Genomic DNA, 16,302 nt, shown 5'->3' with positions numbered 1-16,302 from the left:
GGTGTTCCACGCGTGTCACTTCTACGCGCGTCGCACAGTGTGGCGGTTTGCCATGCCCCTGTCACTACCGCCGCCTTCTACCGCCGTCCTCTCATGCCGTCCTCGCATGCCGTTCACTTCTCGCGCGACGCCTGCCGTACGCGACGGTCAGGACCCCGAGCAGCGGACCCCACAGCACGAGCGGGGTGTAGCAGACGTAGTACGAGACGGCCATCCAGCCACCGACCCGGCTCGGGAAGTCGGCGGGCAGGGCGTCGCCCCGGATGGTGGTGCCCATGATCTCCGTGGCGAGTGCCAGCACGCTCCACAGGAACGTGAGGGCCGTGGCGCCGAGGGCGGCGGGGACGAGCACCGCCGCCGGAGGGATCCTGCGTCCGCGCAGGACCGGGACCCAGGAGGGGACGACCTCGCCCCAGCGGGCGACGAGCCCGATCGCGGTGAACGCGACGGCCTCGGAGAAGAGCGAGAGGAAGACGATGTACAGCCGCTCGCCGATGCCGATCCCGGAGTCGAACGCCGCCGGGAGGCGCCAGAGCCCGGCCGGGAGAACGGTGAACGGCACGGCGAGGGCGAGGGCTTGGGTGCGGCGCGAGACGCCCGGGACGGGAGTGTGGGCGGCGCGCCAGGCGGCACGGAACCGCCCTGGGACGGCCGGTGCTCGGTCTTCGCCGCGGAGGGACGTCTTCATCATGCGGTCCTCGGTGCCGGTGGGCCGCCGGTCGGCCCGTCACCGACGACGATCCCGCCCGGGCACCGCCGGCGGATCGCCCGAGGGGCCGACCCTCCTCCGCCGCACGGGCGAGAGGGGGGTCGGCCCCGGGTAGCGGGCGGAGGGACGGCCGCCGGACCCGCCCGAGGTCACGGGCGGCGGGGACGGTCGCCAGGCCCACCCGAGATCACGGGCGGCGGGGACGGTCGCCAGGCCCACCCGAGATCACGGGCGGCGAGGACAGCCGTCGGACCCACCCGAGGTGACGGGCGGCGAGGACGGCCGTCGGACCCACCCGAGATCACGGGCGACGAGGATGGTCACCGAGCCAACCCAAGGTCACGGGCGGACGCGACAGTCGCCGGACCCGCCCGAGGTGACGGGCGGCGAGGACGCTCGCCGCGCCCGCCCAGGTCACGGGCGGACGCGCGGTCGACGCGCCCGCCCCGCCCCGCCTCAGCTCAGCCGGGTCTCCGCGTAGACCGTCATCGCCTCCTGCTGGTAGGCGGCGAGGCCCACGGCGATCCGGTCGAAGTTCTCGCGGAACCGCGGGTCCTCGACATAGGTCCGGGCCAGCCCCCGGTACGCCTCGGCGCACGGGGTCCAGAAGCGGCAGACGCCCTGGTAGTGGGCGTCCACCTCGGCCTGGACCGCGGGGTCGCTGACCGGCGTGCCGGCCGCCATGTGCTCGGCGAAGCGGATCATCTGGGCGGTGACCTCGCGCTGCCACTGCTCGCCGGCCTCGGGGGTCATCCCTTCGACCGCCTGCCGGGACTGCTCGTACGCCTCCGGCCACTTCTCCCGCGCCTCGGCCTCGACCTCCGGGTCGGGCTGGAAGCCCTCGAAGAGGTTCTCGGGGCGGTTGATCTTCACCATGTCCTGGTCCTCACCTTCCTCCAGTTCGGCGATGGTGCGGGCGACCGTACGGGCCAGAGTGCCGAGCCGGTCCTGCTCCGCGAGCAGCCGGGCGTGGTGCTCGCGCAGGACCGTCACGCGGTCGGCCCCGCTGTCCAGGACCTCCCGGATCTCGCGCAGACCGAGGTCCAGCTCCCGCATGAGCAGGATCTGCTGGAGTCGCAGCAGCTGGGGCTCCTCGTAGTGACGGTGCCCGTCACTCGCCGTCCACGCGGGCGCCAGGATGCCGATCTCGTCGTAGTGCCGCAGAGTCCGGGAGGTCACCCCGGACATCCGGGCCACATCCGCGATCGACCAGGCCATGACGGTTTCCTTCCCTCGCCGGGGACCGGCTGTTCCGGCCCCACACGAAGACCGTAGGAGTTGCCGCCGCGTCAACCGCAAGTCTCCCGGCGCCCGGGCCCGGGACCTCCCGGATCCGCGATGCCGACCCCTTCGAGACATCCACTCCACATGGAATTCCTTTCGATTTTACCGACCCTTCAAGGAAATCGTTCGTCAAGAAGCTTTCCAGTCAACAAATTTGGCAAATGATCATGACGCACAAGATCAACTTTCTCGGATAGAACAAGATCGACAAGCGCCTCGTGCGCCCCACCCCACAAGGGAGGCAACCATGAAGCGAGCCGGTACCGCCGTCATCACGGCCGCCGCTGCCCTCGCCCTCGCCCATCCGTCCTCCGCCACCGCGGCGACGACCACCGCCTGGACCGTCCCGACCTGCAACCGTGTCGTCGGCGACGGTGCGGTCACCTTCACCACGGACGAAGGAGCGAACCTCGCCGGCACGAGCGGCACGCTCAAGCCCGTCAGCTACACGCACGGCCTGGTCGCCCTCGGCGCCGGGAACACGCTCCTCGCCACCCGCAACAGCGAGCTCCAGCGCTCCACCGACGCGGGCTGCTCCTGGACCCACGCCGCCACGCTGGGCAGCGAATCCGCCCGGCTCACCGCCGGCACCGGGACCCGCGCCTTCGCGTGGGAGCCCAACGGCGGCTACCTCGCCCGCGTCGACGGCACCACCGTCACGCGCCTCACGGCCCCGGTCGCAGCCGTCGTGGGCCTCGGCACGGACCCGGTCGACCCCGCGCACGTCCGCCTCGCGGGCGGCGACGGCCGGCTCTACGACTCCCGGAACGCCGGCGCCACCTGGACCGTCACCGGCACCCCGGCGTTCCCCGAGGGCACCGGCGTCTACTCCGTGACCTTCGACCCGACCGACCCGGACCACGCCGTCGCCGGCGCCATGGTCCGCGGCGGCGCGGTGACCACCGACGGCGGCGCGACCTGGACCGCCTCCACCGGCCTGTCCTCCGGCCCCGCGAACCTGTTCGGGACGGCCGTCTCCCCCGCGGACCCCTCGGTCGTCTACGGCATCGGCGTCGACCTCGCCGAGGCGGTCCCGGGCTCGGGCAACGAGGGTCGCCACCTGTTCCGCTCGGCGGACGGCGGCCGTACCTTCGCGAAGATCCTCGACGACACGGCCGAGCACAAGCTGACCAACAGCACCCTGCTCGCCCCGAGCCCGTCCGACCCGAACGTGCTCCACTTCGAGTACGGCACGTACTTCATGGGCTACGGCACCGACCTGTTCCGCCTCGACGCGGGCACCGGCGTGATCACCAAGACCCACAACGCCTTCGACGGCGTGTCCGCCATCGCCTTCAACCCGGTCCGCCCCTCGGTCATGTACCTGGGCGTGGAGGAGGTCGGCACGCCGAGCTGACGATCCCGTCGTGCCCGAAGGCCGGGCGGACCCCCGAGTGGGGGGCCGCCCGGCCTCGTCGTACGCGGAGCCCGCTCTCGCGGGGCGGGCCGTTATTCGAGCAGCTCCGCGTACGAGCCCATGGCCAGGGCGATGTCCGCCTGGGCCCAGAACCGGTGGTAGGTGAAGACGGGGGCGGCGCCGCCCGCCAGGTAGGCCTCGACCTTCGGCCAGGCCGGGTCGTTCTTGTAGAAGGAACGGATCGAGGCGAAGGTCGACGAGGAGTTCACCGCGTCGCCGTTCGGCATGGTGCCGGTCCAGCCGCTCGGCACGTACACGGGGTCGTCGAAGCGGCTGTAGTCGGCGCGGGTCTCCGGCACGGCGATGCCCAGGGCGTCCTGGTGGTGGTCCCACATGCCGTCGAGGAGGGCCTTGGCGACGCGCTTGGCCTCGGCGTGCCCCGACTTGGCGGCGTAGTAGGTGAGCGTCTTGGCGTAGGCGGCGGCGACGCCGACGTCGTCGGTGTAGTCGGCGACGGTGACGTGCAGTCCGGCGTTGGCGCCGGGGCTCGTCGCGTTCCAGGTGTCGGGCGCACCGGACCACTGGAGGGTGGAGGGGACGCGATAGGTGCCGTCGGGGTTGATCGTGGTCTTCGACAGCGCCCAGGAGACCCACTTGTCGAGGACGGTCTTCGCCTTGGCGTCACCCGTCTGCTGGTAGTACTCGGCGACCCGCTCCATGGACCAGGCCTGGAAGCCGAACCACTGGTTGGACGCGGGGTCGTGGTAGACGGGCTTCTCGTCGTAGTACATGCCGTGGAAGGTGGGGGTGCCGGCCGGCGGGGTGGCGTACCGCCCCTGCCAGCTGTTGGTGGCGCCGCCCGCGATGGCCCCCTCGTCGGACTGGAGCCAGCGGTAGAACTCCAGCTGCCGGCCGAGGCTGGTCGCCCAGTCCGCCGCGCCCGTCGTCGACTTGGGCTTGAGCGGGGCGTAGGAGCTGAGGGCGTACGCGGCGAGCGGGTTCTGGTAGCCGCTGTGGTTGTGGCTGGAGCCGATGCGCCAGGACCAGCCGGCCGAGGTGTCGGTGGCACCGCCCCAGGCGTAGTACCAGGACAGCAGGTAGTGGGCGCTGTCCTTGCCGGTGCCGGCCGGGCAGGCGGTCGGTCCGACGCAGTTCCCGACCTTCTTGAAGTACTTGTCGAACATCGCGTACCGCAGGTAGTCGCCCATCTTGGCGGCCTTGCCGACGGTCGTGGCGACCTGGGCGCCCTTGCCCTGCTCCTTGGCCCAGAGGTCGGCCCAGTAGGCGGCCTGGACGGCGCGGGCGTCGGCGTCGGGGGCGTCGGTGTACTTCCACTGCTTGGCGTAGGAGGAGTCCCCGGTGAAGAGGTCCAGGTAGCCGTTCTTCCCGCCGAAGGAGAAGTTGTCGCAGGTGGGGTGGGTGACGGTCTCCCAGACGGACTCCTGCGGGCCGCGCTGGAAGGTGTTGATGTACGAGGGGCCGGTCGCCGTCGGTCCGGCGGAGCACTTCCCGGGCCCGTTGCCGTAGCCGTAGACGTTGTCGACGTCCTGGATCCAGTGCATGCCGTAGATGTCGTCGGTGCCGTAGGCGCTCTTCAGCTCGGCGGCGATCGGGTCGGAGCCGGAGGTCGCGCCGGAGTCGAGCTTCGCCGGGTACTGCGAGGGGAGGTCCCACTCGGGGGCGTACGTGGCCGGCTTGGAGGCGTTGTAGGAGGAGGTGGTGGGCTGGTCGGCGTGGGTCGGGATCATGAATTTCTCCATGGTCTCCCAGGCGCCGTTGAACTTGCTCCAGTCTCCGGTGATCTTGCCGTACATGGCCTGGAGCCAGATGAGGTAGCTGTACGCCTCCGAGGTCGTCTCGTGCCCCTGGTCGGGCGCCTCGACGATCAGGGTCTCCACGGAGTGGTACGGGATGCCCTCGGGCGAGAAGTAGCCGTTGGCCGGGTTGGTGATCTTCCCGTGGAGGTCGAGGAAGCGGGCGTCGTACGTGGAGTCCGCGGCCAGCTGGGTGACGGTGACCTCGGCCTTGGCGTGACCGGGGGCGGCCGCGGTGAAGACGGCGGAGCCGGTGCCGGTGGCCGCGGCGGCGACGGTCACCTTCTGGGCGGTGTTCCAGTTCGCCGGGGTGAAGGTGAGGCTCGCCGGGGTTGCGGTGAGGTTGGTGTTGCCGGAGGTACGGGCGATGCTCACCGTGACGTTGGCGGTGGGGGCGGTGGAGAGCTTCAGGTCGAAGGTGCCGGTGCTGCCCTGGCGTACGCCGAGCCGGCTCGGGGTGGCGACGAGCGCGGGTCCGGCGGCGACGGTGATGCCGACGGGGGCGGACTCGGCGGAGGCGCCGAGGCTGTCGTAGGCCTTGGCGTAGAGGGAGTGGGCGCCGGTGGCGAGACCGCTCGCGCTGTAGGTGAAGGGCGCGGTGGTGTCGGTGCCGAGGAGGGTGGTGTCGCTGTAGAACTCCACCTTGCTCACGGTGGCGCTGTCGGCCGCGGCGGCGGTCGCGGCGAGCGGCACCGCGTCGCCCTCCGTGTAGACGGCTCCCGGGGCCGGGCTGGTCAGGACCGCGACCGGGGGCTGGTGGGCGCCGGCGCAGGTGGTGCCGTTGACGGCGAAGCCGGTGGGGGCGGCGTTGGCCCCGCTGTAGGTGAACTGGGCGCCGGTGGTGGCGGCGGCGCCCGCGGCGAGGGTGCCGTTCCAGGACGCGTTGGTCACCGTGACGTTCTTGCCGGACTGCGACCAGACGCCGTTCCAGCCGTTGGTGAGCTTCTGGTCGCCGGCGTAGGAGTACGTGAGCGTCCAGCCGTTCAGGGGCTCGGCGGCCCGGTTGGTGAGCGTGAGTTCGGCGGTGAAGCCCGAACCCCAGTCGTTGGTCTTGTAGTCGACGCTGCACTGGACGGCGGCGGCCTGGGCCGTGGTGGCGCCGACGGCGGTGAGGCCGAGGGGGAGGGGGAGGGAGAGCGCGGCGGCCAGGGCGGTCAGTTGCCGGCGCGGGCGCGTTCTCGGTCGGAGTCGTGCCATGCGGTGGTTCTCCTCGCGGCTCGGGAGGTGGGGGTGCGAAGAGCTCGAAGTGCGACGGTGCGACGTGTGACGGTCAAGCCGTGAACCAGTGGGAGCGCTCCCACTGTGCAGTTGGGGTCCCCTGCCGTCAAGGTGTGTGAGGAAGTCGAAGCCAAAAGCCGGGGAATTTACCCAACTCCTCTTTTCCTTGGCGGCTGTTGACGCTACGGTCTGCCCGACCCAGTGGGAGCGATTCCATCCAGTCGGCACACCGTCAGGGGTGTGCCCTCGCTGTGAGGACTCGCTCATGCGACATCCCCCACGCCTTTCCGCGCTGCTCGCAGGAGCGGCGCTCACGATGGCGAGCACCGCTCTCGCCGTCGTGGGTACGGCCGCCGGAGCCTCGGCCGCACCCGTCTGCACGGTGGAGTACTCGGTCGTCGGCCAGTGGGCCGGCGGCTACCAGGGTGCCGTGACCCTCACCAACAACAGTGCCGCGCTGACCGGGTGGAGCCTCGGCTTCGACTTACCGGCCGGCCAGGTGATCAGTCAGGGCTGGGGCGGCAAGTGGTCCCAGTCCGGGGCGTCCGTCACGGTCGTCAACGAGAGCTGGAACGGCGCGCTCGGTACGGGCGCGAAGGTCTCGGGCGGCTTCATCGCCTCCTGGACGGGCACCAACACGGCACCCACCGCGTTCACGCTCAACGGAACGCCCTGCACCGCGGACGGGCCGACACCGACCCCCACTCCGACCACCCCGACGACCCCGACGACCACGCCCACCACTCCCCCGACCACGCCGCCGACGACACCCCCGACCCCCGCCACCGGCGCGCCCGAACTGAGCGTCTCCGGCAACAGGTTCACCGACCAGAACGGCGCCACCCGCCGACTCCTCGGCGTCAACCGCTCCGGCGGCGAGTTCATGTGCGTCCAGGGCTACGGCATCTGGGACGGTCCCGTCGACGACGCGTCCGTCAAGGCGATCGCCGACTGGAAGGCCAACACCGTCCGCATCCCCCTCAACGAGGAGTGCTGGCTCGGCCTCGACAACATCAAGCCCGAATACCGCGGCGCGAACTACATCGCCGCCGTCAAGGACCTGGTGGCCAAGGTGCTCGCCCACGGCATGACCCCCGTGGTCGAACTGCACTGGACCCACGGCCAGTACACCGGGAACTCGTCCGGCTGCTCCGACGTGCACGCCTCCTGCCAGAAACCGATGCCGGACGCCCAGTACACCCCGGCCTTCTGGACCTCGGTCGCGGACACCTTCAAGAACGACAAGCGGGTCGTCTTCGACCTGTTCAACGAGCCCTATCCGGACCGGGCGACCTCCACCGCCACGCAGGCCTGGACCTGCTGGCGCGACGGCGGCGCCTGCCCCGGCATCGGCTACGAGGTCGCCGGCATGCAGGACCTGGTGGACGCCGTCCGTACCACGGGGGCGAAGAACCTCGTCCTCGTCCCGGGCCTGGCGTACTCCAACGACCTCAGCCAGTGGCTCACGTACCGCCCCACGGACCCGGCGGGCAATCTGGCCGCCGCCTGGCACGTCTACAACTTCAACACCTGTTCCGACGAGACGTGCTGGAACAACACCCTCGCCCCCGTGGCCGCCCACGTACCCCTCCTCGCGGGCGAGATCGGCGAGAACACCTGCGCCCACGCGTTCGTCGACCGCGTCATGAAGTGGTTCGACGACCGCGGCCTCTCGTACCTGGGCTGGACCTGGAACACCTGGAACTGCGGGTCCGGTCCCGCGCTGATCACCTCGTACGACGGAACCCCCACCGCTTTCGGCATCGGGCTGCGCGACCACCTGCGCGCCCTCACCCCCTGAGAGGAACCCCCGACTCATGAGCCGCACCAGCCGCACCGCCCTCCTGGCGGCCCTCGGCCTCGTCACCGCGACCGGCGCCACCGCCACGGTCTTCGGCGCCACCGCCGGCGCCGCCACCCCCGGCTGCAAGGTCGACTACCAGATCACCAACCAGTGGAACACCGGCTTCGGCACCAACGTGACCGTCACCAACACCGGTGACCCGGTGGCCGCCTGGACCCTGGAGTGGTCCTTCGCCGGCAACCAGCAGGTCACCCAGGGCTGGAACGCCACGATCACCCAGTCCGGGTCCGCCGTCACCGCCAAGAGCATGTCCTACAACGGTGCGCTCACGACCGGCGGTTCCACCTCCTTCGGTTTCAACGGCTCGTACAGCGGCACCAACGCCGTGCCGGCGACCTTCAAGCTGAACGGCGTCACCTGCAACACCGCGACCCAGCCGACCGACCCCCCGACCACTCCTCCGACCACCCCTCCCACCACTCCCCCGACGACCCCGCCGACGACGCCTCCGGCCGGGACCAAGGCCGACAACCCGTACGCCGGCGCCAAGGTGTACGTGAATCCCGAGTGGTCCGCGAAGGCGGCGGCCGAGCCCGGCGGGACCAAGGTCTCGAACCAGCCCACCGGCATCTGGCTGGACCGCATCGCCGCCGTCAACGGTTCCGGCACCTCCATGGGCCTGCGCGCCCACCTCGACGAGGCCCTGAAGCAGAAGGGCTCCGGCGAGCTCGTCGTCCAGCTGGTCATCTACGACCTTCCGGGCCGCGACTGCGCCGCCCTCGCCTCCAACGGCGAGCTCGGCCCGACGGAGATCGGCCGCTACAAGACCGAGTACATCGACCCGATCGCCGCGATCCTCGCCGACTCCAAGTACGCGGGGCTGCGGATCGTCACCACGGTCGAGATCGACTCGCTGCCCAACCTGGTCACCAACGTCTCCGGGCGTCCCACGGCCACCCCGAACTGCGACGTCATGAAGGCGAACGGCAACTACATCACCGGCGTCGGATACGCGCTCAAGAAGCTCGGCGCGATCGCCAACGTCTACAACTACGTCGACGCCGGCCACCACGGCTGGCTCGGCTGGGACGACAACTTCGGCGCCTCCGCCGAACTGTTCAAGCAGGCCGCCACCGCCGAGGGCTCGACCCTCTCCAACGTGCACGGCTTCATCGTCAACACCGCCAACTACAGCGCCCTCAAGGAGGACCACTTCACGATCGGCGACAGCGTGAACGGCGTCTCCGTACGCCAGTCCAAGTGGGTCGACTGGAACCGGTACACCGACGAGCTGTCGTACGCCCAGGCCATGCGCACCAAACTCGTCTCGCTCGGTTTCGACGGCAACATCGGCATGCTGATCGACACCTCCCGCAACGGCTGGGGCGGCACCGCGCGGCCCACCGGTCCTGGCGCGACGACCAGCGTCGACACGTACGTCGACGGCGGCCGCTACGACCGGCGCTTCAACCCCGGCAACTGGTGCAACCAGTCCGGTGCGGGCCTCGGCGAACGGCCCCAGGCGGCTCCGGCCGCGGGCATCGACGCGTACGTCTGGATGAAGCCCCCGGGCGAGTCCGACGGCGCCTCCCAGGAGATCCCGAACAACGAGGGCAAGGGCTTCGACCGGATGTGCGACCCGACGTACACGGGCAACGTCCGCAACGGGAACAGCATGTCGGGCGCGCTGCCGAACGCCCCGCTCTCTGGCCAGTGGTTCTCGGCCCAGTTCCAGGAACTCCTGAAGAACGCCCACCCGGCGCTGTAACCCCGCGACGCGCGACCCCGAGGGATCCGGATCCCTCGGGGTCGTCCGTACACTCCCCCTCAGCTCGACTCCCGCACGATCAGCTCCGTCGGCAGCACGTGCCGGCGCGGCTCCACCGGGGCGGCCTCCGTGCTCTCGTGGATCTCCCGGATCAGCATCCGCGCCATCGTGCGGCCCATCTCCTCGATGGGCTGCCGCACGCTCGTCAGCGGCGGGTCCATGAGCCGCGCCACCGGCGAGTCGTCGACACCGACGAGCGCGACGTCCTCGGGCACTCGGCGGCCCGCCTCCCGAAGCACCCCGCGCACGCCCGCCGCCATCACGTCGGAGGCGGCGAACACGGCGTCCAGGTCGGGCCGGCGGTCCAGGAGTTCCCGCATGGCCCGCCGCCCGCCCTCCTCGGTGAAGTCACCGGCCGAGACCAGGGTCTCGTCGGGCGGGATTCCGGCCTCCGTGAGCCCGGCCCGGTAGCCGCCGAGCCGGGCCCGGGCCACGTACATGTCGAAGGGTCCGGTGATGGTCGCGATACGGCTCCGGCCGCGCCCCACCAGGTGGGCGACGGCCGCGCGCCCGGCGCCGATGTTGTCGGAGTCCACGTACGGGACGGGCTCGGCCTCCGTGCGGCGGCCGTTCATCACGACCGGGAGGCCCAGTTCCCTGATGCGGTCGGGCAGCGGGTCGTCGCCGTGGACAGACGCGAGCAGCACCCCGTCGACGCGCTGGGCCGCGAGGTACTGCTCGAAGCGCTGCCGCTCCTGCTCGCTGCGGACCAGGGTGAGCAGCAACTGCTTGTCGGCCTCGGCGAGTTCGGCGCTGACCCCGCGGATGAGGTCGAGGAAGTAGGGCTCGGCGAAGAGCCGGGCTTCGGCCTCGGGGATGACGAGCGCGATCGCGTCGGTGCGGCTGCCGGCCAGGGCGCGGGCGGCCTGGTTGGGCACGTAGCCGAGTTCGGCGACGGCCCGGGCGACGGCCGTTCTGGTCTGCTCGCTCACCCGGGGGGAACCGTTGATCACCCGGGAGACCGTGCCCCGGCCGACCCCGGCCCTGGCCGCGACCTGCTCCAGGGTGGGTCTGCCGCTCTGCCGTCCGCTCACGACTCCCGAACTCCCCTCGTAGGACCACGCGCTGCTCATCGGCACCCACAGAGGTATGGGAGCGCTCCCACACTAGTCCACCACCACCCTGCCGCGCCACGCGCCCGCGTTCAGGAGATGACGGCTCGATGACCGCAGGGCGGCGCGAAACCGCCGGAAAACCTTCCGGTAACGAATCCGCGTTCATGTCTTGACACCCGCACCCGCCAGGCAGCAACCTTCCGGCAACGACGTGGGAGCGCTCCCATAGGGACGCGACACAGCCCCGCATCAGGTCCTGGCAGGCGCCGCCGAGCCGCGATCAGCCGGCCGGGCCTCTTGGCGCACAAAGAGCACCACCTTGGACGAGGAGAGTGGAATGCGCACTTCCAGCAGCAGACGCGGACGCCGTGCGGCGCTCGCGGCGGTCGCCGTCGTCGCGACCGGCACGACCCTGCTCACCGGTTGCGGCAGCGACGAGGACAGCGGCGGCAAGGGCGGCGCGAGCGGCTCGGGCTCCGGAAGGATCACGCTGCGGATCGGGACCTTCGGTTCCTTCGGCTACGACGACAAGACCGGCGCCAAGCTGTACGCCGAGTACGAGCGGCTCCACCCGAACATCAAGATCGAGGAGTCGAACGTCTCCGACGGCCAGAAGTACTGGGACACGCTCAAGCTGCGCCTCACCCAGAACAGCGGCGTCGCCGACATCCAGGCCGTCGAGGTGGGCTACATCGCCGAGGCTACCGGCACCGCCATGGCGAACAAGTGGGTCGACCTGGGCAAGGAGGGCGGCGCGAACCTCGGCGACTTCCTCGACTGGAAGGTCAAGCAGGCCACGACGGCCGACGGCAAGGTCATCGGTCTCGGCACCGACATCGGCCCCATGGCCATCTGCTACAACAAGGACCTCTTCGCCATGGCCAAGCTGCCGACCACCCGCGAGGAGGTCGGCAAGCTGTGGGCCGGCGACTGGTCCAAGTTCATCGAGACCGGCGAGAAGTACAAGGCGGCCGCGCCCGCCGGCACCGCCTTCCACGACTCCGCGAGCGGCCTCTTCAACGCCGTCGTCTCCAGCGACCCGGTGCAGTACGCCAACGCGAGCGGCGAGCTCGACTGGGAGAACAGCCCCGGCGTGAAGAAGGCCTGGGAAACCGCCGTGAAGGCGGCCCAGGGCGGACTCACCGCCAAGCTGCGCCAGTTCGACGAGAAGGGCACGTGGAACGCGGCCTTCAAGAACTCGAAGTTCGCCACGGTCGCCTGCCCGAGCTGGATGACCGGCATCATCAAGGACCAGGCCGGCCCCGCCAACCAGGGCAAGTGGGACATCGCCGCGCCGCCGGTCGCCGGCAACTGGGGCGGCTCCTTCCTCGCCGTGCCCAAGGCCGGCAAGCACACCGAGGAGGCCGCCGAGCTGGCCGCCTGGCTGACCGCCCCGGCGCAGCACGCCAAGGTCTTCGCGGTCAACGGCAACATCCCCTCGTCCAAGGACACGCTGCTCTCCTCGGCGGTCCAGGAGGCGAAGCTGCCGTACTTCGGCGACACGCCGGTCGGCAAGATCTTCTCCAGCGCGGCCGTGGGCATCCACCCCGCTGTCATCAGCCGCTACGACGGCCAGGTGAAGACCTTCCTCACCGACAACGGCATCCTCGACATCGAGCAGCGCGGCACCGACCCGGCCAAGGCCTGGGAGAACGTCAAGAAGCTGGTCGACGACAAGATCGACCACTAGGCCCTTTCCGGACGGGGGCGACCGCCGGTCCGCCGCCGCCTGCCAGGCGGCGGACCGGCACCGCCCGTACCACCGCACGCATCGACCTGGAAGGACGCCCCCGTGGCCACCTCCGTTCGGGCGAAGCGGGCCGGTTCCCCGCCGCCCGCCGCACCGCCCTCCTCCCCCGGCGGCCCCCGCGGCCGCCGTGCCGCCCCGCGCGGCTGGCGCAGCACCCTCTACCGCTGGGACATCAAGGCGATCCCGTACGTCTTCGTCGCCCCCTTCTTCCTCACCTTCGCGGCCTTCGGGCTCTTCCCGCTGCTCTACACCGGCTGGCTCTCGCTGAACCGGGTCGAGCTCGGCGGCGACCCGACGTGGAAGGGCCTGGAGAACTACACGGACCTCGCGACCAGCGAGTTCTTCTGGAACGCGCTCCTCAACACCTTCACCATCGGGGTGATATCGACCGTTCCGCAGCTGCTCATGGCCCTGGGCCTGGCGCACCTACTCAACTACAAGCTCCGCGGCCGCGGCTTCTTCCGGGTCGCGATCCTCGCCCCGTACGCCACCTCGATCGCGGCGGCGACCCTGGTCTTCGCCCAGCTGTTCAACACCGACTACGGGATGATCAACGGTCTCCTCGGCTGGACCGGCATCGGTCCGGTCGACTGGGAGTCGTCCAAGTGGCCGGCGCAGATCGCGATCTCGACGATCGTCACCTGGCGCTGGACCGGCTACAACGCGCTGATCTACCTGGCCGCGATGCAGGCCGTGCCGCAGGACCTCTACGAGGCGGCCTCGCTGGACGGGGCCTCGCGCTGGCGGCAGTTCCTCAGCGTCACCATCCCCTCGATCCGGCCGACGATCCTCTTCACGGTCATCGTCTCGACCATCGGCGCGACCCAGCTGTTCGGCGAGCCGATGCTCTTCGGCGGCAGCGTCGGCATCAGCGGCGGCAGCGGCAACCAGTTCCAGACGCTGAGCCTGCTGATGTACGAGAAGGGCTGGGTGACCGGAGCGCTCGGGCAGGCCTCCGCGATCGCCTGGGTCATGCTCCTGCTCCTCCTCCTGATCGGCGGCGTCCAGGCGCTGGTCTCCCGCCGCAACCGCACGAAGCCGGGGAGATGACCTCATGGCCCGCACACTCACCCCGCGCCGCGCCGGGTTCCGTCCGTCGGCCGGCCGTCAGCACCACGCGGGACCGCTGACGTACGTCCTCCTCACCGTCGCCGCCGTCGTCTCGCTCTTCCCGCTGTACTGGAACGTGGTCGCCGCCTCCCACACCGGCGAGCGGGTCGTGGAGGCCCCGGCACCGCTGCTGCCCGGCAATCAGCTCCTGGACAACCTCGAATTCGCCTGGAACCAGGTCGACATGGGCGAGGCACTGGTCAACACCACGGTCGTGGCGAGCCTGGTGGCGCTGTCCACCGTGCTCTTCTCCACCCTCGCCGGCTTCGCCTTCGCCAAACTGCCCTTCCGGGGCCGGGGCATGCTGCTCTCGCTCGTGGTCGCCACGATGACGGTCCCGCCACAGCTCAGCGTGATCCCGCTCTACCAGATCATCACGGACCTCGGCTGGTTCGACCAGCTCCAGTCGGTGGTGCTGCCCTCGCTCGTCGCCGCCTTCGGCGTGTTCTTCATGCGCCAGTTCCTCGTGGAGGCGCTGCCGATGGAGCTGGTGGAGGCGGCCCGGATGGACGGGGCGCACAGCCTGCGGATCATCTGGCACGTGGTCTTCCCCGTGGCCCGGCCGGCGATGGCCGTGCTCGGCATGCTGGTCTTCGTCCAGGCCTGGAACGACTTCTTCTGGCCGTTCATCGCGCTCACCCCGGACGGCAACCCCACCCTTCAGGTGGCGCTCGCCGGGCTCGGCGCGGGCAACCACAGCGTGGACCAGGCCGTGGTGCTGACCGGAGCGCTGATCTCCACCGTGCCGCTGCTGCTCGTCTTCGCCCTCCTCGGCAAGCACATCGTCGGCGGCATCACGGCCGGTGCCGTGAAGAGCTGACGAGCCCCCTGTTCTGTCCCTCCGTACCCGTGTTGGGAGCCCTCCCCTATGACCGCGCCCGAAACCCGGCCGCTCACCGCCACCCGTTCGTTCCCCGCCGACTTCCTGTGGGGCGCCGCCACCGCCGCGTACCAGATCGAGGGAGCGGCGGCCGAGGACGGCCGTACCCCCTCCATCTGGGACACCTTCTCGCACACCCCCGGCAAGGTCTTCGAGGGCCACACCGGTGACGTGGCCGTCGACCACTACCACCGGTTCCGCGAGGACGTCGGGATCATGGCCGAACTCGGCCTGAACGCCTACCGGTTCTCCGTCTCCTGGTCACGCGTCCAGCCCACCGGCCGGGGGCCCGCCGTGCAGCAGGGCCTCGACTTCTACCGGCGGCTCGTCGACGAGCTGCTCGCCGCCGGCATCGAACCGGCCCTGACGCTCTACCACTGGGACCTGCCGCAGGAGTTGGAGGACGCCGGCGGCTGGCCCGAGCGGGCGACCGCCGAGCGGTTCGCCGAGTACGCGGGGATCGTCGCCGACGCCGTGGGCGACCGGGTGAAGCGGTGGACCACGCTCAACGAGCCGTGGTGCAGCGCCTTCCTGGGGTACGGCTCCGGGGTCCACGCCCCCGGCCGGACCGAGCCGGTGGCCTCGCTGCGTGCCGCCCACCACCTCAACCTCGGGCACGGCCTGGCGGTCCAGGCGCTGCGCGCCGCGCTGCCGGCGGACCGGCAGATCGCGGTCTCGCTCAACCTGCACGAGATCCGTCCGCTGACCTCCTCGCCGGAGGACCTGGACGCGGCCCGCCGGATCGACGCCGTCGGCAACCGGATCTGGCTGGGCCCGATGCTGGAGGGCGCCTACCCGGAGGACCTGTTCGCCGACACGGCGCACCTCACCGACTGGTCCTTCGTCCGGGACGGCGACACCGCGACGGCGCACCAGCCGCTGGACCTCCTCGCGATCAACTACTACACGCCGACGGTCGTCTCGACCGTCCCCGAGGGTGCGGAGAAGCCGCAGGACGACGGGCACGGCAACAGCGACCACTCGCCGTGGCCGGGCGCGGACGCGGTCGCCTTCCACCGGGCGCCCGGCGAGCCGACGGCGATGGGCTGGGCGGTCGACCCGAGCGCGCTGTACGACCTGCTGACCCGGGTCTCCGCCGCGTACCCCGAACTCCCGCTGGTGATCAGCGAGAACGGTGCGGCGTACGAGGACGTGGTGGGTCCGGACGGTGCGGTGCACGACCCGGAGCGCGCCGCCTATGTGCACGCGCATCTGGAGGCGGTGCACCGGGCGATGGCGGACGGGGTGGACGTGCGGGGCTACTTCCTCTGGTCGCTGCTCGACAACTTCGAGTGGTCGTACGGCTACGCGAAGCGGTTCGGCGCGGTCCGGGTGGACTACGACACCCTGGAGCGCACCCCGAAGTCCAGCGCCCGCTGGTACGCGCGGGTGGCGCGCTCGGGCGAGCTGCACGCGCCGGACGGGCACTGAGGCGGAACGGGAGAGGGCCGTGCCGGACGTCCGGCACGGCCCTCGCTCACGTACTGATCGCC

At 70.8% G+C, this 16,302-nt stretch carries 11 protein-coding genes; 7 read left to right on the top strand and 4 right to left on the bottom strand.

What is annotated here, in order from left to right:
* Positions 1 to 91 precede the first annotated feature (91 nt).
* Both GGE06_RS39100 and GGE06_RS39095 read right to left on the bottom strand, forming a co-directional pair.
* Complete coding sequence (locus GGE06_RS39100) at positions 92 to 688, bottom strand: hypothetical protein (protein WP_116157759.1); 597 nt, start codon at positions 686 to 688, stop codon at positions 92 to 94.
* A 477-nt stretch (positions 689 to 1,165) separates the two neighbouring features.
* Positions 1,166 to 1,927, bottom strand: coding sequence for a MerR family transcriptional regulator (locus GGE06_RS39095; RefSeq protein WP_116157760.1), 762 nt, complete (start codon positions 1,925 to 1,927; stop codon positions 1,166 to 1,168).
* A 313-nt stretch (positions 1,928 to 2,240) separates the two neighbouring features.
* Here GGE06_RS39095 and GGE06_RS39090 point away from each other — a divergent pair, with 313 nt between their 5' ends.
* On the top strand, positions 2,241 to 3,350 hold the full coding sequence (locus GGE06_RS39090) for a WD40/YVTN/BNR-like repeat-containing protein (protein ID WP_184933041.1): 1,110 nt from the start codon (positions 2,241 to 2,243) through the stop codon (positions 3,348 to 3,350).
* A gap of 92 nt (positions 3,351 to 3,442) precedes the next feature.
* Here the strand turns inward: GGE06_RS39090 and GGE06_RS39085 are convergent, their stop codons facing one another.
* Positions 3,443 to 6,361: a glycoside hydrolase family 48 protein gene (locus GGE06_RS39085; RefSeq protein WP_184933040.1), complete on the bottom strand. Its 2,919-nt coding sequence runs from the start codon at positions 6,359 to 6,361 to the stop codon at positions 3,443 to 3,445.
* 337 nt (positions 6,362 to 6,698) lie between these two features.
* Here GGE06_RS39085 and GGE06_RS39080 point away from each other — a divergent pair, with 337 nt between their 5' ends.
* Positions 6,699 to 8,183: a cellulase family glycosylhydrolase gene (locus tag GGE06_RS39080; protein WP_246533034.1), complete on the top strand. Its 1,485-nt coding sequence runs from the start codon at positions 6,699 to 6,701 to the stop codon at positions 8,181 to 8,183.
* Positions 8,184 to 8,199: 16 nt separating this feature from the next.
* A complete protein-coding gene (locus GGE06_RS39075; RefSeq protein ID WP_184933038.1) occupies positions 8,200 to 9,954 on the top strand; it encodes a glycoside hydrolase family 6 protein in 1,755 nt (584 codons plus the stop codon).
* Between the two features lie 59 nt (positions 9,955 to 10,013).
* On the opposite strand, the gene GGE06_RS39070 is transcribed toward GGE06_RS39075, so the two are convergent.
* Positions 10,014 to 11,087, bottom strand: coding sequence for a LacI family DNA-binding transcriptional regulator (locus GGE06_RS39070; protein WP_116157765.1), 1,074 nt, complete (start codon positions 11,085 to 11,087; stop codon positions 10,014 to 10,016).
* Positions 11,088 to 11,406: 319 nt separating this feature from the next.
* On the opposite strand from GGE06_RS39070, the gene GGE06_RS39065 reads away from it, so the two are divergent.
* From GGE06_RS39065 to GGE06_RS39050, 4 genes are all read left to right on the top strand, one after another.
* Entirely contained in the window at positions 11,407 to 12,759 is a 1,353-nt protein-coding gene (locus GGE06_RS39065) for an ABC transporter substrate-binding protein (protein ID WP_184933037.1), read from the top strand.
* 102 nt (positions 12,760 to 12,861) lie between these two features.
* Positions 12,862 to 13,869 carry a carbohydrate ABC transporter permease gene (locus GGE06_RS39060; protein ID WP_116157767.1) on the top strand — a complete coding sequence of 336 codons (1,008 nt, stop codon included), beginning with the start codon at positions 12,862 to 12,864 and terminating at the stop codon, positions 13,867 to 13,869.
* Between the two features lie 4 nt (positions 13,870 to 13,873).
* Positions 13,874 to 14,749 (top strand): carbohydrate ABC transporter permease, encoded by an 876-nt coding sequence (locus GGE06_RS39055; RefSeq protein WP_116157768.1) that lies wholly within the window; start codon positions 13,874 to 13,876, stop codon positions 14,747 to 14,749.
* 48 nt (positions 14,750 to 14,797) lie between these two features.
* Positions 14,798 to 16,240, top strand: coding sequence for a GH1 family beta-glucosidase (locus tag GGE06_RS39050; RefSeq protein WP_116157769.1), 1,443 nt, complete (start codon positions 14,798 to 14,800; stop codon positions 16,238 to 16,240).
* Positions 16,241 to 16,302: the final 62 nt, after the last annotated feature.

Source organism: Streptomyces nymphaeiformis (assembly GCF_014203895.1).
GTDB lineage: Bacteria > Actinomycetota > Actinomycetes > Streptomycetales > Streptomycetaceae > Streptomyces > Streptomyces nymphaeiformis.
This window is presented reverse-complemented; position numbering and strand designations above follow the sequence as displayed.